The sequence below is a fragment of the Paenibacillus sp. FSL E2-0177 genome (genome assembly GCF_037992975.1).
Classification (GTDB): Bacteria; Bacillota; Bacilli; order Paenibacillales; family Paenibacillaceae; genus Paenibacillus_AQ; species Paenibacillus_AQ odorifer.
On sequence record NZ_CP150307.1, the window covers coordinates 6,282,644 to 6,306,545 of the forward strand.

Annotated in this window: 23 protein-coding genes and 1 other annotated feature; all 23 genes read right to left on the reverse strand. The window is 45.4% G+C overall.

Translation table 11 applies throughout. The features are described from left to right. Nucleotides 1-95 precede the first annotated feature (95 nt). Complete coding sequence (gene fusA / locus MHI25_RS28100; RefSeq protein WP_036680521.1) at nucleotides 96-2,174, reverse strand: elongation factor G; 2,079 nt, start codon at nucleotides 2,172-2,174, stop codon at nucleotides 96-98. Nucleotides 2,175-2,221: 47 nt separating this feature from the next. Beyond that, entirely contained in the window at nucleotides 2,222-2,692 is a 471-nt protein-coding gene (gene rpsG, locus MHI25_RS28105) for a 30S ribosomal protein S7 (protein WP_036680520.1), read from the reverse strand. A gap of 45 nt (nucleotides 2,693-2,737) precedes the next feature. After that, nucleotides 2,738-3,157, reverse strand: a complete 420-nt coding sequence (gene rpsL / locus MHI25_RS28110; RefSeq protein WP_036680518.1) for a 30S ribosomal protein S12 — start codon at nucleotides 3,155-3,157, stop codon at nucleotides 2,738-2,740. Between the two features lie 133 nt (nucleotides 3,158-3,290). Then, the gene (locus tag MHI25_RS28115) at nucleotides 3,291-3,542 is read right to left on the reverse strand and encodes a ribosomal L7Ae/L30e/S12e/Gadd45 family protein (RefSeq protein ID WP_038573459.1); all 252 of its coding nucleotides are present in this window, start codon (nucleotides 3,540-3,542) and stop codon (nucleotides 3,291-3,293) included. 180 nt (nucleotides 3,543-3,722) lie between these two features. Beyond that, on the reverse strand, nucleotides 3,723-7,334 hold the full coding sequence (gene rpoC, locus MHI25_RS28120; RefSeq protein WP_076130019.1) for a DNA-directed RNA polymerase subunit beta': 3,612 nt from the start codon (nucleotides 7,332-7,334) through the stop codon (nucleotides 3,723-3,725). 116 nt (nucleotides 7,335-7,450) lie between these two features. Beyond that, entirely contained in the window at nucleotides 7,451-10,996 is a 3,546-nt protein-coding gene (rpoB, locus tag MHI25_RS28125; RefSeq protein ID WP_038573461.1) for a DNA-directed RNA polymerase subunit beta, read from the reverse strand. Between the two features lie 422 nt (nucleotides 10,997-11,418). Next, nucleotides 11,419-12,018, reverse strand: coding sequence for a class I SAM-dependent methyltransferase (locus tag MHI25_RS28130; protein WP_076186625.1), 600 nt, complete (start codon nucleotides 12,016-12,018; stop codon nucleotides 11,419-11,421). Nucleotides 12,019-12,129: 111 nt separating this feature from the next. Further along, a complete protein-coding gene (rplL, locus tag MHI25_RS28135) occupies nucleotides 12,130-12,489 on the reverse strand; it encodes a 50S ribosomal protein L7/L12 (protein WP_036680508.1) in 360 nt (119 codons plus the stop codon). Between the two features lie 65 nt (nucleotides 12,490-12,554). Beyond that, nucleotides 12,555-13,058 (reverse strand): 50S ribosomal protein L10, encoded by a 504-nt coding sequence (gene rplJ, locus MHI25_RS28140; protein WP_076099619.1) that lies wholly within the window; start codon nucleotides 13,056-13,058, stop codon nucleotides 12,555-12,557. Between the two features lie 64 nt (nucleotides 13,059-13,122). Next, nucleotides 13,123-13,275 (reverse strand) — a sequence feature (ribosomal protein L10 leader region). 67 nt (nucleotides 13,276-13,342) lie between these two features. Continuing rightward, nucleotides 13,343-14,035 (reverse strand): 50S ribosomal protein L1, encoded by a 693-nt coding sequence (gene rplA, locus MHI25_RS28145; RefSeq protein WP_036680504.1) that lies wholly within the window; start codon nucleotides 14,033-14,035, stop codon nucleotides 13,343-13,345. 82 nt (nucleotides 14,036-14,117) lie between these two features. Next, entirely contained in the window at nucleotides 14,118-14,543 is a 426-nt protein-coding gene (gene rplK / locus MHI25_RS28150; protein WP_036680502.1) for a 50S ribosomal protein L11, read from the reverse strand. 74 nt (nucleotides 14,544-14,617) lie between these two features. Beyond that, complete coding sequence (gene nusG, locus MHI25_RS28155) at nucleotides 14,618-15,151, reverse strand: transcription termination/antitermination protein NusG (protein WP_036680499.1); 534 nt, start codon at nucleotides 15,149-15,151, stop codon at nucleotides 14,618-14,620. A 21-nt stretch (nucleotides 15,152-15,172) separates the two neighbouring features. Continuing rightward, on the reverse strand, nucleotides 15,173-15,364 hold the full coding sequence (gene secE / locus MHI25_RS28160) for a preprotein translocase subunit SecE (RefSeq protein ID WP_036680497.1): 192 nt from the start codon (nucleotides 15,362-15,364) through the stop codon (nucleotides 15,173-15,175). Between the two features lie 20 nt (nucleotides 15,365-15,384). Then, nucleotides 15,385-15,534 (reverse strand): 50S ribosomal protein L33, encoded by a 150-nt coding sequence (gene rpmG, locus MHI25_RS28165; RefSeq protein WP_076099620.1) that lies wholly within the window; start codon nucleotides 15,532-15,534, stop codon nucleotides 15,385-15,387. A 391-nt stretch (nucleotides 15,535-15,925) separates the two neighbouring features. Further along, nucleotides 15,926-16,570: an RNA polymerase sporulation sigma factor SigH gene (gene sigH / locus MHI25_RS28170; RefSeq protein ID WP_036680496.1), complete on the reverse strand. Its 645-nt coding sequence runs from the start codon at nucleotides 16,568-16,570 to the stop codon at nucleotides 15,926-15,928. 158 nt (nucleotides 16,571-16,728) lie between these two features. Further along, the gene (locus MHI25_RS28175) at nucleotides 16,729-17,250 is read right to left on the reverse strand and encodes an NYN domain-containing protein (protein WP_036680494.1); all 522 of its coding nucleotides are present in this window, start codon (nucleotides 17,248-17,250) and stop codon (nucleotides 16,729-16,731) included. Nucleotides 17,251-17,252: 2 nt separating this feature from the next. After that, a complete protein-coding gene (gene rlmB, locus MHI25_RS28180) occupies nucleotides 17,253-18,017 on the reverse strand; it encodes a 23S rRNA (guanosine(2251)-2'-O)-methyltransferase RlmB (protein ID WP_076105935.1) in 765 nt (254 codons plus the stop codon). 36 nt (nucleotides 18,018-18,053) lie between these two features. Beyond that, nucleotides 18,054-18,488, reverse strand: a complete 435-nt coding sequence (locus MHI25_RS28185; RefSeq protein WP_076099622.1) for a ribonuclease III domain-containing protein — start codon at nucleotides 18,486-18,488, stop codon at nucleotides 18,054-18,056. Next, nucleotides 18,485-19,891, reverse strand: coding sequence for a cysteine--tRNA ligase (gene cysS / locus MHI25_RS28190; protein WP_076130023.1), 1,407 nt, complete (start codon nucleotides 19,889-19,891; stop codon nucleotides 18,485-18,487). The genes MHI25_RS28185 and cysS overlap by 4 nt, the downstream gene beginning before the upstream one ends. Before the next feature lie 49 nt (nucleotides 19,892-19,940). Further along, nucleotides 19,941-20,633, reverse strand: coding sequence for a serine O-acetyltransferase (gene cysE, locus MHI25_RS28195; RefSeq protein WP_036680489.1), 693 nt, complete (start codon nucleotides 20,631-20,633; stop codon nucleotides 19,941-19,943). A 553-nt stretch (nucleotides 20,634-21,186) separates the two neighbouring features. Continuing rightward, a complete protein-coding gene (gene gltX, locus MHI25_RS28200; RefSeq protein WP_036680487.1) occupies nucleotides 21,187-22,650 on the reverse strand; it encodes a glutamate--tRNA ligase in 1,464 nt (487 codons plus the stop codon). A gap of 51 nt (nucleotides 22,651-22,701) precedes the next feature. Then, complete coding sequence (gene ispF, locus MHI25_RS28205) at nucleotides 22,702-23,190, reverse strand: 2-C-methyl-D-erythritol 2,4-cyclodiphosphate synthase (RefSeq protein ID WP_340394667.1); 489 nt, start codon at nucleotides 23,188-23,190, stop codon at nucleotides 22,702-22,704. Next, a complete protein-coding gene (gene ispD / locus MHI25_RS28210; RefSeq protein WP_076130021.1) occupies nucleotides 23,187-23,885 on the reverse strand; it encodes a 2-C-methyl-D-erythritol 4-phosphate cytidylyltransferase in 699 nt (232 codons plus the stop codon). Before ispD ends, ispF begins: the two co-directional genes overlap by 4 nt. Nucleotides 23,886-23,902: the final 17 nt, after the last annotated feature.

The following is a 23,902-nucleotide window of genomic DNA, read 5'->3' on the forward strand; positions in this document are numbered from 1 at the left end:
CTTAATGTGGGGTTCCTTATATTTGAGCCGCCCGCATACGTGTAATCTTAGATGACTGAGTGTTTATACCCGGGACGGCAAGTTAAAACTGGTAATTATTCAGCGCCTTTGTTCTTTGCAGCGATCTCTTCCGCAATGGATTTAGGAACTTCTTCATAGTGAGAAAGCTCCATTGAGAATACGCCACGTCCTTGGGTACCAGAACGAAGTGTTGTAGAGTATCCGAACATTTCGGAAAGAGGCACCTTAGCACGGATAATTTGCGCTCCACCACGGGAATCCATACCTTCGATACGGCCACGGCGGGAGTTCAGCATACCCATTACATCACCCATATATTCCTCAGGAACAGTTACTTCTACTTTCATGATTGGCTCAAGCAGGACAGGCTTACACTTGTCTTTAGCTGCTTTGAGTGCCATCGAACCGGCAATTTTAAATGCCATTTCGTTGGAATCGACATCATGATAAGAACCATCTACGATGGTAGCTTTAACGTCTACTAGCGGGAAGCCAGCAAGTACGCCGTTTTTCATTTGTTCTTCAATACCCGCAAGTGCAGGAGCGATGTACTCTCTAGGAACCGAGCCACCAACAACTTTACTTTCGAATTTGCTACCAGTACCTGGTTCGAGGGGTTCAAACTCAACCCATACGTGACCGTATTGACCACGACCACCAGATTGGCGTACAAATTTACCTTCGACGCGAGCAGGTGCCTTGAACGTTTCGCGGTAAGCAACCTGTGGTTTACCCACATTGGTTTCTACTTTGAACTCACGACGCATACGGTCGATGATGATGTCCAAGTGAAGTTCACCCATACCAGCCAGGATTGTTTGGCCTGTTTCTTCATCAGTGTGAGCACGAAGAGTTGGATCCTCTTCAGTCAACTTTCCGAGAGCAACGCCCATTTTATCTTGGTCAGCTTTAGTTTTTGGTTCAACAGCGATCTCGATAACTGGATCAGGGAAGTTCATTGATTCCAGAATTACTGGATTCTTCTCATCACACAGTGTATCACCTGTACTGGTATCTTTCAAACCAACAGCAGCTGCGATGTCGCCAGAATACACGATGGAAATTTCTTGACGGCTGTTCGCATGCATTTGAAGGATACGACCAATACGTTCACGCTTGTTCTTAGTTGCATTAACTACGTATGATCCGGACTCAAGTACGCCTGAGTAAACACGGAAGAACGTAAGTTTACCAACATAAGGGTCTGTCATGATTTTAAATGCCAAAGCTGCAAACGGCTCTTCATCCGAAGAGTGACGAACAGCTTCTGTACCGTCATCAAGATGTCCAGTGATAGCTGGAACGTCAAGAGGAGATGGCAAGTAATCAACAACAGCATCCAGCATAAGCTGAATCCCTTTGTTTCGGTAGGAAGATCCAGCAATTACAGGGAACAATTTAACTTCAACTACGCCTTTGCGAATTGCAGCTTTAATTTCCGGAATTGTAATTTCTTCGCCTTCCAAATACTTCATAGTCAGATCCTCATCAAGTTCAGCAACTTTCTCGATCAACTCGAGACGCAGCTCCTCAACTTTGGCCAAATATTCTTCCGGAATATCCGTTACTTCGATGTTTTGGCCCAGATCATCTCTGAACATGTGTGCTTTTTGCTCAACTAAGTCGATAATACCAGTGAAATCACTTTCTGCACCAATTGGCAATTGAATAGCAACTGCATTGGCTTGAAGGCGATCACGCATAGTTTCGATTACGTTAAGGAAATCCGCACCGATAATGTCCATTTTGTTTACATATGCAATCCGGGGAACGTTATAACGGTCAGCCTGTCTCCATACGGTTTCAGACTGAGGCTCAACGCCCTCTTTTGCACTAAATACACCAACTGCCCCATCCAATACACGCAGGGAACGTTCAACTTCAACAGTGAAGTCAACGTGTCCTGGGGTATCAATGATATTGATGCGGTGACCTTTCCACGCAGCAGTCGTAGCAGCGGACGTAATCGTGATTCCGCGCTCTTGTTCTTGCTCCATCCAGTCCATTGTAGCAGCACCCTCGTGAACTTCACCGATTTTGTGCGTACGGCCTGTATAGAAAAGAATCCGCTCTGTGGTAGTTGTTTTACCAGCATCAATATGCGCCATGATCCCGATGTTACGTGTATTTTTTAAGGAGAACTCTCTAGCCATGAAATGGATCTCCCTTCAAAATATAAGTTATTTGAATGACCTTTATCCTACCAACGGTAGTGAGCGAACGCTTTGTTTGCTTCAGCCATTTTGTGTGTATCTTCACGTTTCTTAACAGAAGCGCCTGTGTTGTTGGAAGCGTCGATGATCTCAGCCGCCAAACGCTCTTCCATAGTCTTCTCACCGCGGTTGCGAGAGTAGTTTACGAGCCAACGTAATCCCAGAGCAGTACGTCTCTCTGGTTTAACCTCGATAGGTACTTGATAGTTAGCACCACCGACACGACGAGCTTTGACTTCCAAAACCGGCATGATATTCTTGATGGCAGCTTCGAAAACTTCCATCGGATCTTTACCCGTACGTTCTTCAATCAATTTGAATGAATTGTACAGAATGCTTTGAGCGACACCTCTTTTACCACCCAGCATAATGCGGTTAATCAAACGAGTAACCAACTTGCTATTATACAACGGATCTGGCAATACGTCTCTCTTTGTAACTGGACCTTTGCGTGGCATGGATATCCCCCTTTCTTAAATGTTTATTATTCAGATATTGTTATCTTACTTCTTAGCTTTAGGACGTTTTGCACCGTATTTAGAACGAGCTTGCATCCGGTTAGCTACACCTGCTGTATCCAAAGCACCACGAACGATATGGTAACGAACCCCTGCAAGGTCCTTTACTTTACCTCCGCGAAGTAATACAACACTGTGCTCTTGTAAGTTATGTCCGATACCCGGGATATAAGCTGTTACCTCGAGACGGTTCGTCAAACGAACACGGGCATATTTACGAAGCGCTGAGTTTGGTTTACGTGGAGTCATTGTGCCTACACGAGTGCACACACCGCGTTTTTGCGGAGCGCTCAAATTTGTAGCCTCACGCTTGAGGGCGTTATACCCTTTTTGAAGAGCGGGAGATTTAGATTTTTCGATTTTGGCTTGACGGCCTTTACGAACCAATTGGTTAATTGTTGGCATGTTGTTGCCACCCCCTTCCTGAAATGATAGTCGATTTAAGAACTCTAAGCCCACAGACCCAGGCGGTTCATAAAAAGACAAATGAAAAGTTCTTGCCGCTGGTGTTCACCCCAGTACAAAAACATTTCTGTAGCTATTGTTTTAAGACGGCTGCCATCGCAGCGCCAACTTCTATTCCGCAGGCCTTGCCCAAATTCAGCATCGTATCCACATATGTGATCTTAACACCTTGTTTGTTACAAAGCAAAACTATCCTGGAAGTAAGCCTTTGATCTCCGTCCTCTGCCACATAGACTTCTGCGGCTAGGCCCAACTCTACCGCCTTGACGGTTTGTTTGGTACCGATCTTGACCTGAGCATCCTGTAGTCCTCTATCATCAGTCATTCTCTTTACCTCCAATGAACAAGGATAACATGGCTACTCACGCACCTTAGACATTTTAGCATTATCAATAGATGGTGTCAAGAAATTCAGCAACAATTTTTATAGAAATTATACACAGCAGAACACTCATGCCACACCTATGAGTAGGTATGACATGAGCACACTACCATGATTGCTAATTTATTCAGCAGGAACCGTCTCTAAAGATTCAAGTTCGCTTTCTGCATTTGGATCACTTAGCTTAACGTTACGGTAACGGTTCATCCCAGTACCTGCAGGAATCAACTTACCGATAATAACATTTTCTTTAAGTCCAAGCAACTTATCTACTTTACCTTTGATAGCAGCGTCTGTTAGGACACGAGTAGTTTCTTGGAATGATGCAGCTGACAAGAAGGAATCCGTTTCAAGAGACGCCTTGGTAATACCGAGCAAGACTGGTTTAGCAACAGCAGGCTCTTTACCAGACAAGATAGCTTCCTTGTTAGCACCTTCGTACTCATGAATATCCGCAAATGCACCTGGCAACAGACTTGTGTCACCTGCGTCAATGATACGGATCTTCCGAAGCATTTGCTTGATCATAACTTCAATGTGCTTATCATTGATCTCAACGCCTTGGTTACGGTATACACGCTGTACTTCTTGCAGAATGTAGTTTTGTACCCCACGGATCCCTTTGATACGCAGCATTTCTTTAGGGTCAATCGAACCGTCTGTCAGCTCATCGCCGGCTTCGATTTCTTGGCCTTCGCTAACACGTAGACGTGAACCATAAGTAATGGAATAAGTCTTGGATTCTGCTTCACCTTGAACCTCGATTTCGCGACGGTCTTTGGTTTCACGGATTTCCTTGATTACGCCATCGATCTCACTGATTGTAGCTTGACCTTTAGGGTTACGAGCTTCAAACAACTCCTGAATACGCGGCAAACCTTGAGTGATGTCATCACCGGCAACACCGCCGGTATGGAACGTACGCATTGTAAGCTGGGTTCCTGGTTCACCGATAGATTGTGCGGCAATAATACCAACTGCTTCACCAATCTCAACGTGTTTACCAGTTGCCAAGTTACGTCCGTAACATTTCTTACAAACACCATGACGGGCACGGCAGCTCAGTACAGAACGAATTTGCAGCTTAGTTACACCTGCGTTTACAATTGCCTCCGCTTTATCGGAGTCAATCAAATCATTGCGGTGAACAATGATTTCGCCTGTTTCTGGGTGACGAACAGTTTCGAAGCAGTAACGACCTTCAATACGGTCATACAGATCTTCGATAACTTCTTTACCATCCTGAATACGACTAACTGTGAAGCCTTTATCGGTTCCACAATCTTCTTCACGGACAATAACGTCCTGGGCAACGTCAACAAGACGACGAGTCAGATACCCTGAGTCAGCGGTACGAAGTGCGGTATCGGCAAGACCTTTACGCGCTCCGTGAGTGGAGATAAAGTACTCCAAGACGGTAAGACCTTCACGGAAGTTCGCCTTGATTGGCAATTCGAAAATCCGACCTGAAGGTGTTGCCATCAGACCACGCATACCACCCAGCTGAGTGATCTGCGATTTGTTACCACGCGCTTTAGAGTCAACCATGAGCATGATAGAGTTGAAACGGTCCATCGACTTAAGCAGGATGTTCGTAAGATCATCCTTAGTCTTCGACCAGATCTCAATAACACGGTCATACCGTTCGTCATTGGTGATCAAACCACGGCGATATTGGTTAGCAACCACATCAACCTTAGCTTCAGATTCTTTCAGGATGGTAACTTTCTCCTCAGGAACAATAACGTCCGACACGGCAACTGTAACACCAGAACGTGTGGAGTAAGTGAATCCGAGTTGTTTGATTTTATCCAAAATCATAGAAGTTTTGGTTGTGTGATAAGTTTCAAAACAACGAGCAATAATCAGACCCAGATATTCTTTACCTACAGCACTGGCTTCTGGAGCGGATTCAATCAGCTCGCGAATGTTCGCGCCTTTTTCGTAGATAAAGTATTTCTCTGGTGTGCCGTGCAGCAAGTTAGTTTTGGTTGCTTCGTTGATATAAGGGAAACTACTTGGGTAGATTTCATTAAAAATGATCTTACCGACCGTAGTAATCAACATTGCATTTTGTTGTTCTTCCGTAAAGCATGTTTTGCCAAGTGCTTTAGCCGGAATAGCAACACGAGCATGAAGTCCTGCAGTTCCGCGTTGGTAAGCTGATACAGCTTCGTTAACGGTACGCAGAATCATACCACTACCCTTTTCTTCCTTGTTATCCATGGTCAAGTAGAAAGTACCAAGGACCATATCCTGGGAAGGTGTTACAACTGGCTTACCGTCTTTAGGGTTCAAGATATTACCAGATGCAAGCATAAGAATGCGTGCTTCCGCTTGAGCTTCTGCAGACAGAGGAACGTGCACCGCCATTTGGTCACCGTCAAAGTCGGCATTGTACGCCGTACATACGAGTGGGTGAAGACGAATAGCGTGACCTTCCACCAAAATCGGTTCAAATGCTTGAATACCGAGACGGTGAAGTGTTGGTGCGCGGTTTAGAAGTACTGGGTGTTCTCTAATTACTTCTTCGAGTACATCCCAAACTTCAGGACTTACGCGTTCAACTTTACGTTTCGCGCTCTTTATGTTGTGGGCAAGGCCCTTATTAACCAATTCTTTCATAACAAAAGGCTTGAACAATTCTAACGCCATTTTCTTAGGAAGTCCGCACTGATACATCTTGAGGTACGGTCCTACTACGATAACGGAACGTCCAGAGTAGTCAACCCGTTTACCGAGCAAGTTCTGGCGGAAACGTCCTTGTTTACCTTTCAGCATATGGCTGAGCGATTTAAGCGGACGGTTACCAGGACCGGTTACCGGACGTCCCCGACGGCCGTTATCGATGAGAGCATCGACAGCTTCCTGGAGCATCCGTTTTTCGTTCTGCACGATAATGTCAGGAGCACCGAGATCAAGCAGTCTTTTCAGACGGTTGTTCCGGTTAATAACACGGCGATAGAGATCATTCAAATCAGACGTAGCAAAACGGCCACCATCCAACTGAACCATCGGACGAAGCTCCGGAGGAATAACCGGAAGAACATCCATGATCATCCAATCAGGCTTGTTGCCGGAGTTACGGAATGCTTCAATGACTTCCAGACGTTTGATCGCCCGGTTACGGCGTTGGCCTTGGGCCGTACGCAGTTCTTCTTTGAGGAATTCCAGCTCTTTATCAATGTCGATATCTTGAAGAAGCTTTTTAACAGCTTCAGCACCCATGCCGGCTTGGAAACCATAACCGTATTTTTCACGGTAGCTACGATATTCTTTCTCGGACAGAAGTTGTTTCTTTTCCAGTGGAGTTTCACCTGGATCCGTTACAACATAAGATGCGAAATAGATAATTTCTTCAAGTGATCTTGGAGACATATCTAGTGCAAGCCCCATGCGGCTTGGGATACCTTTGAAATACCAGATATGAGATACCGGAGCAGCCAATTCAATGTGACCCATACGTTCACGACGAACTTTAGCACGGGTAACCTCAACGCCACAACGGTCGCAGACTACGCCCTTATAACGGACACGTTTGTATTTACCGCAATGACATTCCCAGTCTTTTTGTGGTCCAAAGATACGCTCACAGAAAAGACCCTCTTTTTCCGGTTTCAATGTACGATAGTTAATGGTTTCCGGTTTCTTAACTTCTCCGCGGGACCATGAACGAATCTTCTCCGGAGAAGCGAGTCCGATTTTCATAAATTCAAAATTGTTAACGTCCAACAAGGAGCAACCCTCCTTAACCTAATCCTGATTTAGTACCGCTTTGCCCTCTTCTGACTGTTACATCAAAAGAGGGCGTGCGGTCCTTTATAAAATGGAACTTTTAAGCTCCAGCTTGATTATTCTACTCCGACTTCTGAACCTTCTAAATTGAGGCTTAGTTTGTCACCTGACGTCTCGTCCTCATCGTCCAATTCTCTCATTTCAATTTCCTGCTCGTCACCGCTAAGAATCTTAACATCCATACCCAGGGACTGCAGTTCTTTGATCAATACCTTGAACGACTCAGGAACACCTGGTTCCGGTACATTTTCACCTTTGACAATGGATTCGTACGTCTTCACGCGACCAACCACGTCATCGGATTTCACGGTCAAAATTTCTTGCAATGTATATGCAGCACCGTAAGCTTCAAGCGCCCACACTTCCATCTCCCCGAAACGCTGTCCACCAAATTGAGCTTTACCACCCAATGGTTGTTGCGTAACTAGCGAGTAAGGTCCTGTTGAACGGGCGTGAATCTTATCATCAACCATGTGCGCCAGTTTGATCATGTGCATGACACCAACAGTAACTTCACGTTCGAAGCGTTCACCTGTACGGCCATCATACAGCACGGTTTTACCATTACGCTGCATACCTGCTTCTTCCATCGTATCAAACACGTCGTACTCACGCGCTCCGTCAAATACCGGCGTTGCAATGTGAATTCCCAGACGCAATGCGGCCATACCAATATGGACCTCAAGCACCTGTCCGATGTTCATACGAGAAGGAACGCCCAGAGGGTTAAGAACAACCTGTACTGGCGTACCGTCCGGAAGGAACGGCATATCTTCTTCTGGCAGGATACGGGCAACGACACCCTTGTTACCGTGACGTCCGGCCATCTTGTCTCCCTCAGAGATCTTACGTTTCTGAGCGATGTAGACACGAACCAATTGATTTACACCAGGAGGCAGCTCATCGCCGTTCTCACGTGTAAAGACTTTAACGTCCACGATAATACCATCACTACCATGAGGAACGCGTAAAGAGGTATCCCGTACTTCACGAGCTTTCTCACCAAAGATAGCGTGCAGGAGACGTTCTTCTGCTGTCAGTTCAGTTACACCCTTAGGAGTAACCTTACCCACCAGAATGTCACCAGCGCTGATTTCCGCACCGATGCGGATGATTCCGCGCTCATCAAGATTGCGCAAAGCTTCTTCGCCGACGTTCGGAATATCGCGCGTAATTTCTTCAGGTCCCAATTTAGTGTCGCGAGCTTCAGATTCGTATTCTTCGATATGAATCGAAGTATATACATCTTCCTTAACCAGCTTTTCACTTAACAGAATCGCATCCTCGTAGTTGTAACCTTCCCAAGTCATGAACGCAACGACTACGTTACGGCCAAGAGCAAGTTCGCCCATTTCTGTGGAAGGACCGTCTGCCAGGATATCACCCTTCTTAACAATGTCCCCTCTTTTAGCTAGAGGACGTTGGTTAATACAGGTACCTTGGTTAGAACGCATAAATTTGTGTAATTTATATTTAACGATATCGCCTTTAACTTCCTTGCCTTCGACAGTCTCAACGCGACGCAGCCAAATTTCATTAGCTGAAGAACGTTCGATAATACCGTCATACTTGGAAACGATACATACGCCAGAATCCTTAGCGGATTTATGTTCCATCCCTGTTCCGACCAGCGGAGCTTTTGGAATTAGAAGCGGAACAGCTTGACGTTGCATGTTAGATCCCATCAGTGCGCGGTTGGAGTCATCGTTCTCAAGGAACGGAATGAGCGCCGTAGCGACAGATACAACCTGTTTAGGCGAAACGTCCATGTAATCGACACGATTACTTGGCATCGTTGTAATGTTGTCTGAGTCTTTGTTGTAACGAACGATTACCATGTCTTCTTTAAAGGTGCCATCTTCTTCGATCAACACGTTAGCCTGAGCAACTACATAATTATCTTCCTCATCAGCAGTCAGATAGTCAATTTGCTCAGTCACCTTGCCAGTCTTCGGATCCACCCAACGATACGGAGCTTCAATAAAGCCGTATTCATTGATGCGGGCAAAGGTAGACAAGGAGTTGATCAACCCGATGTTTGGACCTTCCGGCGTTTCAATTGGACACATCCGACCGTAGTGACTGTGATGGACGTCACGAACTTCAAAGCCCGCGCGTTCACGTGTCAAACCACCAGGTCCGAGGGCGGACAGACGACGTTTATGCGTAAGTTCCGCAAGCGGGTTCGTCTGATCCATAAATTGAGACAGCTGGGAGCTACCGAAGAACTCTTTAATAGACGCGATGACCGGACGAATATTGATCAGAGCCTGAGGCGTAATCGCATTAGCATCCTGAATCGACATTCTTTCACGTACAACACGTTCCATCCGGGACAAACCGATACGGAACTGATTCTGCAAGAGTTCACCTACAGAACGCAGACGACGGTTACCCAAGTGGTCAATATCATCGGTATTGCCAATTCCGTGAAGCAAATTAATAAAGTAGCTGATTGAGGATATAATATCAGCTTGAGTAATATGCTTAACAGATTTGTCGATATTGCCGTTAGCGATCAGCTTAATAACCCGGCCTTCTTCAATTGGCGAGAATACGTCAATTGTTTGAAGAGGAATATCTTCGCTGTCCATAACTCCACCAGTAACACGGTAGTTTTTAAAGGCAACATTCTTTTCGAAATATGGAATCAATTCATCAAGCAGTCTACGATCGACCATTTGGCCGGATTCTGCCAGGATTTCTCCAGTAGAGTCGTCAACCAAAGGCTGAGCAAGACGTTGATTGAAAAGACGGTTCTTAATGTGTAGCTTTTTATTAATTTTGTAACGGCCTACATTAGCTAGGTCGTAGCGTTTTGGATCAAAGAAACGCGCAACCAGCAAACTTTTGGCATTGTCTAGTGTCGGCGGTTCGCCCGGACGCAAACGCTCATAAATTTCAATAAGCGCCTTCTCCGTGGAGTCCGTGTTGTCTTTATCCAGCGTATTGCGAATATATTCATCATTGCCAAGCAATTCCAGAATTTCGGCATCACTACCGAAACCGAGAGCACGCAAAAGTACGGTAACAGGAATTTTACGAGTCCGATCGATACGAACATACATAATGTCCTTAGCATCGGTTTCAAGTTCCAACCAGGCTCCGCGGTTCGGGATTACTGTGGCGGTGTAGGTTTTTTTGCCGTTCTTATCCACTTTTGTGCTGAAATAGACGCTTGGAGAGCGAACCAACTGGCTGACAATAACCCGTTCCGCACCATTAATAATAAAAGTGCCGGTCTCCGTCATCAGCGGGAAATCTCCCATGAACACTTCCTGCTCTTTAACCTCACCGGTCTCTTTATTAATGAGCCGCACCTTTACACGCAGAGGAGCCGCATACGTTACGTCCCGCTCTTTAGCGTCGTCAACCGTATATTTCGGTTCACCCAGGCTGTAATCAATGAACTCTAGTACCAAATTACCTGTGAAATCCTGGATCGGCGAGATGTCCTGAAACATTTCCCGCAATCCTTCCTCCAAAAACCAATCATAAGATTTTTGTTGGATCTCGATCAGGTTCGGGACCTCGAGTACCTCGTTAATTCTCGCATAGCTCCGCCGAGTGCGTCGACCATACTGAACAAGATGTCCTGCCAACTTTACTCACCCCTCATGTCTACTCACTTAAAAATTGATTGCGAACCCTTGTTTGGAACCGTATAATGGAACCATACTACAAGGATTCAGTCATAAATAAAAGAAAAGCCCTTATCGAAATCTTCGAAAAAAGAGCGCATTTATCCATGACCAAAATACTCCTTATCAAGTAGATTTGCCCAAAACGTACATATTATACGTCACCAAGCAATAGTTTATGCGCTATTATCTATTACCACGTAGCATTCGCTGCGTTAGAGCATAGACAACCAACTCGCAAAAACTTGCCGTGCGGCATGCGCTAGCCGGGCGACAATATATTGCTTGACATTTCAGCAAACTAAAGACATGGAGCCTATCTTAATACTGACATTTTATAATAATACCATTATCACTATCACATGTCAATAACCTATTGTATTTTATTTTTGCGCTTTAATAATACGATAGCCTTTGTCTTTCCCCACTTCTTCCACCATTGAGAACAAGCTTTCTAGTTTTGCCACTGCGGATGGAGCGCCCTGCTTCTTCTGAATCACAATCCACAGATAGCCACCCTCATTTAAATGTTCATACGCATCTTCAAAAATCTTATGCACTACAGCTTTTCCTGCACGAATCGGAGGATTAGTTAGAATCACATCGAACTTCTGCTGCTCATTCAATGCGCCGAGCACATCGCTTTCCATTATCGTAACATTCCGGATTCCATTGTGCTGAGCATTCTCACGCGCCAGTTCTACCGCACGACTGTTAATATCAATCATGGTTACATGTCCTTTGGGAGCTAGGTATGCTGCACTTAATCCAATCGGCCCATAACCACAACCTACATCAAGCACCGCTGAACCGTCCGGAATTATCATAGCTTCAATAAGAACTCGGCTACCGTAATCGATGTCCCCTTTAGAGAATACACCGGCATCGCTCGTAAAACGAAAGCTTTTGCCTCTTAGTACGGTATCAATGCTACGTCTGTCATGACGTACTTCCGGCTGCTGCGAATAATAATGTTGCGACATCTCTTTCCTCCCTTTCCTATTATGTTAGCAGTTGGTATATACGCCCTACTAACTCTATTTATAAAACAAACCCCTTGAACAAGTTCAAGGGGTTTTCAGTAATAGAAGGAATTACTTCACTTCTACAGCTGCGCCTGCTTCTTCCAATTTTGCTTTAGTAGCTTCGGCTTCGTCTTTGCTTACTTTTTCTTTGATTGCTTTTGGTGCGTTGTCTACAAGATCTTTAGCTTCTTTCAAGCCAAGACCAGTGATTTCGCGAACGATTTTGATAACGTTGATTTTGGAAGCGCCAGCGCCTGTCAAAATTACGTCAAATTCGGATTGCTCTTCAGCTACTGCTGCTACTGCACCGCCAGCTGCTACTGGAGCTGCTGCAGTTACGCCGAATTCTTCTTCAATTGCTTTAACCAGGTCGTTCAGTTCCAATACGCTCATGCCTTTAATTGCTTCCAAGATTGCTTCTTTACTCATGATTGAACCTCCATTTTATATTTAAATTTATTTGTGGTATTGATTATGCTGCAAGAGTCAAAGGCTTACGCGCTTTGTTCTTCTTTTTCAGCAACAGCTTTAACTGCAAGCGCGAAGTTGCGCATTGGAGCTTGAAGTACGCTAAGCAGCATGGACAGCAAACCATCGCGGGATGGAAGCTCAGCCAGTGCTTTCAGTTGTTCCGCATCAATGACACGACCTTCAACTACGCCGCCTTTCAATTTCAAAGCGTCGTTTTTCTTGGCGAAATCGTTCAAAATTTTAGCTGGTGCTACTGCATCAGTTGTGCTGAATGCGATAGCTGTTGGACCAGTCAAAACTTCATCCAATTCACTCAACTCAGCCGCAGCAGTTGCGCGACGCAGCAATGTGTTCTTCAGGACTTGAAACTCAACGCCAGCTTCACGAAGTTGCTTACGCAGTTCAGTCACTTGGGAAACGTTCAATCCACGGTAGTCAGCTACAACAGTCGAAAGACTGTTTTGCAGTTTTGCAGTAACGACGTCAACCGCGTCTTGTTTTGCTTGAATTACTTTTGCATTTGCCAATGTATACACCTCCTGAAAATTTATGTGTCGGCGTTCTTTCCAAGGAAAGCTTCACCGCTCCTACGCAGGCAGTAGAAAAGCCTCCGCAGAATCACGAAGGCTTGATAAAACGAAAGTTATACGAGCGAGCTCGTTACTTCTTGTTTCTATCACAACACCTCGGTAGGAAATTAAGCACTAAGGCACCTACTGTCTACGGTAAGCATATTCAAGGTTAAGATTGATACCTTAAGTTTCACAACTGTTATAGATTATCAAAATTGACTCAAAGAGTCAACCCTTAATTATCTGAAGACGGTTGTGTTCACACGAGCGCTAGGTCCCATTGTGGAAGAAATCGAGATGCCTTTAAGGTATACACCTTTAGCAGCAGCTGGTTTCGCACGGTTCAAAGCGTCGATAAGAGCTTTAAGGTTATCGTTCAATTGTGCAGCATCAAAGGACACTTTGCCGATTGGCGCGTGAATTTGACCTGCTTTGTCGAGACGGTATTCGATTTTACCGGCTTTGATTTCTTGCACAGCCTTGGAAACATCGAATGTAACTGTGCCAGCTTTAGGGTTAGGCATAAGACCTTTACCACCAAGCAGACGACCCAGTTTACCGACTTCACTCATCATATCAGGTGTAGCTACGCAGACATCAAATTCAAACCAGCCTTGTTGAATTTTGTTGATCATGTCTTGATCACCAACAAAATCAGCGCCAGCAGCTTCAGCCTCTTTCGCTTTTTCACCTTTTGCAAATACAAGCACGCGTTGTGTTTTACCAGTGCCGTGAGGCAGGACAACAACACCACGAACTGCTTGGTCTTGTTTACGTGGGTCTACACCCAGACGAACTGCTGCTTCAACGGTTTCGTCGAACTTAGCAGTCGCTGCCTTTTTCACAAGCTCTACAGCTTCTGAAGGCTCGTAAGTTGCTTCGCTGTTGATCAGCTTAGCAGCTTCTTGGTATTTCTTACCATGTTTAGCCATGAAAATGTTCCTCCTTTGTGGTGTTAGCGGAAATTCCTCCCACATACTTGCGGGTCACGAATGACCGATTCTTCGAAAACTACTAGTCTTCGATTGTGATACCCATACTGCGGGCAGTACCTTCAACCATACGCATTGCAGCTTCAACAGTTGCAGCGTTAAGGTCAGGCATTTTTGTTTCAGCAATTTCACGTACCGCAGCGCGGCCGATTTTTGCTACTTTTTTCTTGTTTGGTTCGCCGGATCCTTTTTCTACTTTAGCAGCGATGCGAAGCAGAACAGCAGCCGGAGGAGTTTTAGTGATGAAAGTAAAGGAACGGTCTTCAAATACTGTAATTTCAACCGGAATGATCAAGCCAGCCTGGTCGGCAGTACGAGCATTAAATTCCTTACAGAATGCCATGATGTTGACACCTGCTTGACCTAACGCCGGACCTACTGGAGGCGCTGGATTCGCTTTCCCTGCAGGAATCTGCAGTTTCACCATTTTAATAACTTTTTTAGCCATGAGTGACACCTCCTTGCAAAAATAGTGGTCTTCGAACGCCAATAGCGCTCTCCCACAAGAAACCCTAGCTTATGTTATATTTTCTCCACTTGAGTGAAATCCAACTCTAGCGGGGTTTCCCGTCCAAACATGTTAACATGCACTTTGATCTTGCTCTTGTCAGCCAAAATTTCTTCCACGGAGCCCACAAAATTCGCAAACGGACCAACCATAATACGTACGGATTCCTTGATTTCGAAATCAATCTTCGCTTTAGGTTCAACCATGCCCATATGCTTCAGAATTTGTTCTACCTCTTCCGGAAGCAAAGCTGTTGGTTTAGACCCTGAGCCTGTCGAACCAACAAATCCAGTAACGCCCGGAGTATTGCGGACAACATACCAGGAATCATCAGTCTGAACCATTTCCACCAAAACATATCCGGGGTAAACTTTACGCATAACGGTTTTTTTCTTACCGTCTTTGTTTACGATTTCTTCTTCCATAGGAACAAGAACGCGGAATATTTTGTCTTCCATGCCCATGGACTCAACGCGCTTTTCCAAATTGGCTTTGACCTTATTCTCATACCCAGAATAGGTATGAACGACATACCATCTTTTTTCCATATCAAGCCACCTGGGACCTCTCTAAATAATCGCTTCAATCACAGCGGAAATACCGATGTCCAGAACCCAGAAGTAAATAGCGACAACTACAATCGTACCGAGAACGATCAATGTATAGTTGGTCAATTCTTTACGACTTGGCCAGCGAACCTTTTTGAGTTCACTCCAGCTCTCAGTGAAAAAGGAAAACATAGACTTGAAACTACGTTTCATGCCGATTACACCTCCACAGACTATCTGGTTTCGCGATGAGGAGTTTGCGAGTTACAATACTTGCAAAATTTCTTCATCTCCATGCGGTCGGGGTGATTTCGCTTGTTTTTGGTAGTCGCATAGTTTCTTTGTTTGCAACTTGTACAAGCCAAAGTGATAATTACCCGCATGATGTGCACCTCCCGAGACGTCCTTCTAATTCACATTAGAAGACGCAAATATTGATCCTAAAAAAAAGCCGCGAATTTAGGCCTACCTAAAACACTTTAGCATAATGTCAAGGTCTGTGTCAACGAAAGAATTCCGTTCTGCACTGGGTAATTCCGGGTTTAGTAGTCATATGGCCGTACCCTGTCTTTGGGTCTATCTCTTCCTCACACTTCGCTGTCTTCCTTACCATTATGGGGTATTCCGTCTGTGTATAAACCTACCTTCAACGGCAACGACTAAAATCGGCTCAAATAGTAATTTATGGTGCAAGCACCTAATTCTATCCGAGTGATTTCAAAAAGACTAAAAAAAAGAACTCGATGTCCGAGCCCTCTCTTGTTCATTATATCATCAATTGTCACGTACTTCTAGATATCTTTCTAATTTCCTTTTTACTCGTTGTAGAGCGTTATCAATAGACTTTACATGCCGTTTAAGATCTTCAGCAATCTCTTGATAGGATCTTCCGTCTAAATACAACATCAGAACCTTGCGCTCCAAATCACTTAGAATCTCCGCCATCTTATCTTCAAGACCAATGAATTCTTCTTGATTAATAATTAGCTCTTCTGGATCTAGAACCTGTGTTCCACAAATGACATCCATAAGTGTTCTATCAGAATCTTCGTCATAAATGGGCTTGTCCAAGGAAACATAAGAGTTCAGCGGAATATGTTTCTGACGAGTGGCCGTCTTAATAGCCGTTATAATCTGTCGTGTAATGCAGAGCTCAGCAAAAGCCTTGAATGAAGAGAGCTTGTCACCTTTAAAGTCACGAATAGCCTTGTATAGACCAATCATTCCTTCTTGTACAATATCTTCACGGTCTGCCCCGATCAAGAAATAAGAGCGGGCTTTAGCACGTACAAAGTTACGGTATTTATTAATCAAGTGTTCTAATGCGCCACTGTCGCCACCACGGAAAGCCTCGACAATATCTTCATCACTTATGAAATCATACTCAGACAGCATTATTTCCTTGAGGTCGACACTCACCAAGAATCCCCCCGGCTGCAACGCAAGACACATCGTTACTTCGCGAAATATAGGATCAGTATATATTATGTTACCTTCCACCGTCAACCGGAGTTTGTCCAAAATCAATCTAGAATAGCATAAATTGGAATAAAATATTTCCTGATTCTTCCTCGATCTCACTGTCTGCGCCATTTTTCCAACTTACTGCGCACATCGGGAGGCAGTTTGTCTTCCAAAGAATGACGAGTAGAACTGACACCGCCAGGTTCAATAGCTTTTTTCACTTGTTTCTGATTCTCTTCAATTTCCAGATGCAATTCCCTTGCCGAAATTCGCAATGCACCTTGTGCAAAAATAATATGCTGCTCTATAAAATCACTCGTAGCCACATAGATCTGCCGGCGCCGATTGCTATATTCCCCAACCAGTCGCTCAATGCATTCATCTGCGGTTTCTTTTTCCTTGGTGAAGTACACCTGGACCTTACCCTGGACAAAAGACCTTCCCAACCCCGGAACACGGTATGCATCAAAAACAGCAATAACTCTTCGTCCAGAGAAAGCCTGGTAATCTGCCAGCAAATCCATCAAGCGGTCGCGTGCTTCCTGCATACCAATCTGGGACAGTGCCACAAGTTCCGGCCAGCCACCGATCATGTTATATCCATCCACAAGCAGCACATCGCGCCAGTCGGCCATAGCTATCCCTGCTGTTGCCGGCGGCGTATCACTTCATACATAATGACTCCTGCGGCGACAGAGGCATTTAATGAATTGATCTTTCCGGCCATCGGCAGCTTAAGAAGTACATCACATTTTTCACGAATCAGGCGTCCCATTCCTTTATTCTCATTGCCAATTACAACAGCTACCGGACCCGTGAAAATATCAGATTGGTATAGATTCTGATCGGTATCCACGTCTGTTCCTACTACCCAGACTCCCTGCTCTTTTAGACGGTCAATGGTCTGACCCAGGTTTGTAACCCGGGCAACCGGAACATACTCCACAGCACCCGCGGATGTTTTGGACACGGTCGCAGTTATCTGAGCCGAACGGCGTTTAGGTACGATTACCCCATGTACTCCAGTACAATCCGCCGTCCGCAGAATCGAGCCCAGGTTATGAGGATCTTCAATTTCATCAAGCAAAATAAGGAATGCCGGTTCTCCTTTGGCTTCTGCTATAGCTAACAGATCATCCACTTCAACATAGGCAAATGGTGCTGCTTGTGCAACCACCCCTTGATGCTGCACGCCTGGTGCCAGTTGATCCAGCTTACGCTTGTCCACATGCTGAATGACAATTCCCGCTTTCCGGGCTTCGGCAACGATGGGTGCTGTCAGATGCTTCTGGGCTGTCTCTGCAATCCAAATTTTATTTAATGTACGACCAGCACGAAGCGCTTCAAGCACAGAATGCTTCCCTGCCAATATTTCCTCTTCAGTCTTCAATTCTTCTTCCATGTTCACTTCTCCTATTTTCTATTTCGCCAAAGCCTATCACGGCTGTTTCAACATAAACTGTATACCCTTGTGCACAATTTCTTCTATTCTCTCCTGTTGTCCTGTGTAGTACAAGTGACCAATCAAGCACTCAAAAGCTGTAGCATGACGGTATTCAAGCACATCCGCATTCTTAGGAACACTTCCCGATTTCGCATTTCTTCCCTGACGGGCGACATCCTTCTCCTCTTCCGTGAGACTAGGCTCCAAAAAGTTCAGAATTGCACACTGTGCTTTAGCGGATACCAGCCCTGTAGCAGAACGATGCAAATGGTTCGGACGCAAATTCGGAAGAGATACTAAATACTGGCGAACAGCCACCTCATAGATAGCATCTCCTACATAAGCTAGAACAATAGGCGAAAGTAGTCGCGCAGGTTTGGAAGGCTCATAAGGAAACCATCCGTTATCAAACTTGCGTTCCTCACTCATTTACGACGCCACCGCATTCCTTGTGGAGTATCCTCAAGCAATATGCCCAAGCGGCCTAATTCATCACGGATCTCGTCAGACCGGCTCCAATTCTTATTCTTACGAGCTTCAACCCGCTCGGCGATCAACCGTTCAACTTCTTCACTTGCAATTTCCTCTTCCAGTTCAGGCGTCAAACGCAGCACAGCATTCATTTCGCCAAAAGCTTGCAGTAATGCAGCAAAATCAGCAGGAGCAGCCTCGTTATTCGCAAGCGTATGGTTTGCCAGGCTCACCCAATCGAACATAGCCGTGATCGCATCAGGCGTATTAAAGTCATCCTGCATTCTAGCATGGAAATTGGCCACTATAGCCGACAGCTTATCATTAATCTCTGAGTTGACCTCACCTTGAGCACCATCAGCAGCGAGTTCAAGCCGATGTTTAACGTTACTCTCTGCAAGCGTGATCCGTTCAACGCTCTTTTCGGCGGAAGTCATAGATTCCTCTGAGAAATTCAGCGGGTTACGGTAATGGGTCGATAGCATGAAATAGCGGATAGCTCCTGCTTTAAAACGCTCACGGATGTCTTTTACAAGCCAGCCATTACCGAGCGATTTCGACATTTTCTCGTCCCCGATGTTGATGAATCCATTATGCATCCAGTAATTAGAGAGTGGTTTACCAGTCAGAGCTTCGGTCTGAGCGCATTCACATTCATGATGCGGGAACTGCAAATCTTGTCCACCACCATGGATATCAATCGTATCTCCCAAGAACTCTCGCGCCATAGCCGAGCATTCAATATGCCAGCCGGGACGTCCGTCTCCCCAAGGGCTACTCCAGTGCACTTCACCAGGTTTGGCTGCTTTCCAAAGCACAAAATCCTCCGGTTTTTCCTTACGTGAGTCCACCTCAACACGGATACCAAACTGCAGCTCATCCAGATTCTGACGAGATAATTTACCGTAGTCTTCAAATTTTGAAGTGCGGTAATATACATCGCCGCCGCTTTCGTATGCGTATCCTTTTTCCTCAAGCTCTTTAATAAATCCAATGATCAGCTCCATGCTTTCCGTTACACGGGGATTCAAGGTTGCCGGTTTAACACCAAGCCCTTCCAGGTCGTCACGGTAAGCAGCAATGAAAGTTTCCGCTACCTCTGCTACAGTAGTGTTCATTTCTTCGGCTTTGCGAATCAGTTTATCATCGACATCCGTGAAATTCGTAACATACCGCACCTCATTACCTAACTGCTCCAAGTAATTCCGGACCATATCAAAAACAATTATAGGTCTAGCATTTCCGATATGCATATATCCATAAACGGTTGGACCACACACATACATCTTAACTTTGCCCGGCTCCTGGGGCACAAACTGTTCCTTGCTGCGTGTCATTGTGTTATATATTTGTAAAGCCATCCTTATTCCAGCCCTTTCTGTTCTTCCGGATTCCTTCATACCGGGATGCTTAAATTTCGTAGTCACCAATATACTGCTGAGCTTCTGCTATCCGCTGTGCGGTTTTTTGTTTATCTTCTGCGCCAAGCTTTTCCCTAATTTCTTCGATTTCTTTCTGCAAAAACCGCAGTGAATCGACAAGCGGGTCAGGCATCTTCGTATGATCGAGCCGATCGGATACCCGTTCTCCATTACGTTTTACCACACGACCTGGATTCCCTACTACTGTACTGTTGTTAGGCACTTCACGCAACACAACTGCATTCGAACCTATATTTGAATTGTCACCAATACGAAAAGATCCTAAAACCTTCGCACCGGAACCAATAACTACATTGTTGCCGACCGTGGGATGTCGCTTACCTTTTTCTTTTCCTGTTCCTCCAAGCGTAACCCCTTGATAGATTATAACATCATCACCGATTTCGCAGGTTTCTCCAATAACAATCCCCATACCATGGTCGATAAACAGCCTATTTCCGATGACAGCTCCAGGATGGATCTCAACACCAGTCATAAATCTGCTAAACTGCGAAACCATACGAGCCATTGTATACCAGCGGCGTTTGAAAAAAGAGTGGGCGATCCGGTGACCCCAAATGGCGTGCAAGCCGGCATATGTGAAGACAACCTCGAACCAGCTGCGGGCAGCAGGATCGTTATCAAATACCGCCCGAATGTCCGACTTAATATGCTTAAACATCACGGTTCCTCTCTTCTTAACTTCCTTATCTCCTGTTTACAGGTACACAAGAAAGGTATTGTCTCCAGGCCCATCATCCTTATCATACATATGCTGTGAGTGTTCGCTTGGTTTGTTATCTCTTAGAAATATAAGACAAAGAGTATTGTATGAAAATTATTTTTGCTTATATTTAGACAAAAAACGTCTCTGCAGCATAATGCTGCAGAGACGTTTAACCGCGGTTCCACTCTGCTTGAACGAATCAAATGAGCCGCTATTGTAACAAACGGCAGAATTTCTTCGTTCCACTTGGCATCATTAACGGCGACGTTCCCGGCGCGATCTAATGAGCCTTAAAAAGGTCATTCAACCGTGCAGCTCACAGGCGCATGTTCTGCCCCGGACAAATGAATAACTCCCAGCCCGAAAGGGTGTCCCTTTCTCGGTTATTCTCTCTGGCAATTGTCTTCAATGGACGTACTTCTCCTGATCACAGCTATTATCATATAATTCTATCTTAGCGCAAAAGACAAGATACTGACAAGGGGGTTTAGTCGTATGAAATACGACCTTAAGCGCCCTTAATTTGTGATTTCAAACGTTCGATGACCCGGTTTTTGCCGAGCAAAGCAATGGTTATATTAAGATCACGTCCGTGCGTTTGTCCGGTCAGAGCCACACGAATTGGCATAAAGAGTGCTTTGCCCTTATGACCTGTTTCTTTCTGTACTTCCTTAATCAGAACAGCCATGTTGCTTGCACTGAAATCCTGACAGGCCTCAACCTTAGCCAGAAAAGCAGACAATACCTCAGGAACTTGGCTTTCAGCCAGAACCTGCGCTGCTTCCGTCTCTAACTCTAGGTGACTGCGGAAGAACAGTTCCGATAGCGCCACGATGTCAGAAGCTGCAGTCATCTGCTCTTGATACAACGCGACAAGGCTTTCCGCCCATGCTTGTTGCTCTTCATTCAGCTCAGCAGGTATTTTACCCGCTTTTTGCAAATGCGGAATAGCTAGTGCAGAGATCCGTTTAGGATCAGCATGTTTAATATAATGATTATTCAGATGCGCCAGCTTGTTTTTATCGAACACAGCCGGGCTTTTGGACAAACGGTCCGCATCAAAAATAGAAATAAGTTCTTCTTTACTGAAGATCTCTTCTTCTCCCTCTGGAGACCAGCCAAGCAGAGAAATGAAGTTAACCAGAGCCTCAGGCAAGTAACCCAATTCATCATATTGCTCGATAAACTGAATAACGGATTCATCCCGTTTGCTGAGCTTCTTGTGGTTGTCGCCAACAATAAGCGTCATGTGACCAAATAAAGGTGGCTCCCAGCCAAGCGCTTCATAGATCATAAGCTGGCGGGGTGTGTTGGAAATATGGTCTTCTCCACGCAATACGTGGGTAATAGCCATCAGATGATCGTCAACAGCTACCGCGAAGTTATAGGTCGGAATTCCGTCCTTCTTCACAATAACAAAGTCACCCATTTCTTTTGTGTCAAAAGAAATACTGCCTTTTACGAGATCATCAAACGCATACGTACGATCTTCTGGCACACGGAAGCGAATGCTAGCCACTCGTCCCTCAGCTTCAAAAGCTAAACGTTGCTCTTCAGTCAGATCACGGTGTTTGCCAGAATAACGAGGCGTTTCTCCGCGAGCAGTCTGTTCTTCACGTTCCGCTTCCAGCTCTTCCTCTGTGCAATAGCAGCGGTAAGCCAAACCTCTGTCCAGCAAATCCTGCCAATGTACACGATATAAGTCAAGACGTTCTGTCTGACGGTAGGGTCCGTACTCTCCGCCAACATCAACGCTCTCATCCCAATCCATACCCAACCATTTCAAATACTTAAGCTGGCTCTCTTCACCACCAGCGACATTGCGCTTTACGTCTGTATCTTCAATTCTGATAATGAATTTACCGCCTTTATTACGGGCGAACAGATAGTTAAACAGCGCCGTTCTGGCGTTACCTATATGTAAATGTCCCGTAGGGCTCGGTGCGTAACGCACCCGGACTTCATCCGTCATTGTATTCCCTCCGCTTCATATGGTTGAACTTAATTTACTACTTAGACCATCTCAAGATGATATCACATCTTGGAGTAGACAGACAATAGATTGTGCGGCAATTCCTTCGCCGCGTCCGGCAAAACCAAGCTGCTCAGTTGTAGTAGCTTTAACATTCACCTTGGACGGGTCGGCATTAAGCGCACGTGCAATAATCTCGGTCATTTGTGGAATGTACGGAGCCATCTTAGGCTTTTGGGCGATAATCGTTGAATCGATATTTCCCAGCTTATATCCTCGCTCACGAGCAAGTGCCCATACCTCTTCTAATAACTTCAAGCTATCTGCGTCCTTAAAGGCTGGATCTGTATCCGGAAAATGTCTGCCAATATCACCAAGTCCAATTGCGCCTAGAATCGCGTCACTAACTGCATGCAGCAGCACATCTGCATCGGAATGCCCAAGCAATCCTTTTTCGTAAGGAATCGTAACTCCCCCAATAATACAAGGCCTGCCCTCTACCAGCTGATGCACATCAAATCCTTGTCCTACAGCGATCATGATTGTCCCTCTCCCCTGTTTCTTTCTGTGAATTCTGCATAATCCAAATCATCAGGTGTCGTAATCTTAATATTTCTGTAGCTTCCCTCTACCACAGAAACCGGAATCCCCGCACGCTCCGCCAAGCTGGAGTCATCGGTGCCCAGAAAGCCATCCCGCTCTGCCGCTGCATAAGCCTCCAGCAAATCAGAAAGACGAAAAGTCTGCGGGGTTTGAATCGCCCACAGACTTCGCCGATCCGGCGTAGACAGTACTTGTCCTTCATTATCCACCTGTTTGATCGTATCCTTGACGGGTACAGCAAGAACCGAAGCACCCATCTGCTTCGCTCGTTCGTAGCAAGCCTCAATTTCATTCGGCTGTACAAACGGACGAACACCATCATGTACCATTACCCACTGTGTCGTAAGTTTCAACAACCCTTTATGTACGGAATGCTGACGCTCAGATCCACCAGTTACTATAGCCTTAACCTTGTCCAGCTTATAGAGCTGTATCCATTCCCGGCAGCGTTCAATATCCTCTTCACCGGTTACGAGCACGATTTCAGAGATCAATTCGTGCTGCTGGAATACCTCCAGCGTATGAACGATAATCGGCTTCCCCTGCAGTAACAAATATTGCTTGCTCTCCGCAGTTCCCATTCGCGTTCCTCTGCCTGCCGCCACAATGACGACGCCCACACTGTTTGACATTAATCTGGCTCCTGTCT

Coding starts and splice junctions, on each gene's coding strand:
- rpsG (WP_036680520.1), bottom strand. CDS start 2,692: ATGCCACGCAAAGGTCCAGTTACAAAGAGAGACGTATTGCCAGATCCG.
- ispD (WP_076130021.1), bottom strand. CDS start 23,885: ATGTCAAACAGTGTGGGCGTCGTCATTGTGGCGGCAGGCAGAGGAACG.
- rpmG (WP_076099620.1), bottom strand. CDS start 15,534: ATGCGGGTAATTATCACTTTGGCTTGTACAAGTTGCAAACAAAGAAAC.
- MHI25_RS28115 (WP_038573459.1), bottom strand. CDS start 3,542: ATGACTGATGATAGAGGACTACAGGATGCTCAGGTCAAGATCGGTACC.
- fusA (WP_036680521.1), bottom strand. CDS start 2,174: ATGGCTAGAGAGTTCTCCTTAAAAAATACACGTAACATCGGGATCATG.
- ispF (WP_340394667.1), bottom strand. CDS start 23,190: ATGATCGCTGTAGGACAAGGATTTGATGTGCATCAGCTGGTAGAGGGC.
- MHI25_RS28175 (WP_036680494.1), bottom strand. CDS start 17,250: ATGGCCGACTGGCGCGATGTGCTGCTTGTGGATGGATATAACATGATC.
- rplA (WP_036680504.1), bottom strand. CDS start 14,035: ATGGCTAAACATGGTAAGAAATACCAAGAAGCTGCTAAGCTGATCAAC.
- rlmB (WP_076105935.1), bottom strand. CDS start 18,017: ATGGAAGAAGAATTGAAGACTGAAGAGGAAATATTGGCAGGGAAGCAT.
- MHI25_RS28185 (WP_076099622.1), bottom strand. CDS start 18,488: ATGAGTGAGGAACGCAAGTTTGATAACGGATGGTTTCCTTATGAGCCT.
- MHI25_RS28130 (WP_076186625.1), bottom strand. CDS start 12,018: ATGTCGCAACATTATTATTCGCAGCAGCCGGAAGTACGTCATGACAGA.
- gltX (WP_036680487.1), bottom strand. CDS start 22,650: ATGACGGATGAAGTCCGGGTGCGTTACGCACCGAGCCCTACGGGACAT.
- cysE (WP_036680489.1), bottom strand. CDS start 20,633: ATGTTTAAGCATATTAAGTCGGACATTCGGGCGGTATTTGATAACGAT.
- rplL (WP_036680508.1), bottom strand. CDS start 12,489: ATGAGTAAAGAAGCAATCTTGGAAGCAATTAAAGGCATGAGCGTATTG.
- cysS (WP_076130023.1), bottom strand. CDS start 19,891: ATGGCTTTACAAATATATAACACAATGACACGCAGCAAGGAACAGTTT.
- rpsL (WP_036680518.1), bottom strand. CDS start 3,157: ATGCCAACAATTAACCAATTGGTTCGTAAAGGCCGTCAAGCCAAAATC.
- rplK (WP_036680502.1), bottom strand. CDS start 14,543: ATGGCTAAAAAAGTTATTAAAATGGTGAAACTGCAGATTCCTGCAGGG.
- nusG (WP_036680499.1), bottom strand. CDS start 15,151: ATGGAAAAAAGATGGTATGTCGTTCATACCTATTCTGGGTATGAGAAT.
- secE (WP_036680497.1), bottom strand. CDS start 15,364: ATGAAACGTAGTTTCAAGTCTATGTTTTCCTTTTTCACTGAGAGCTGG.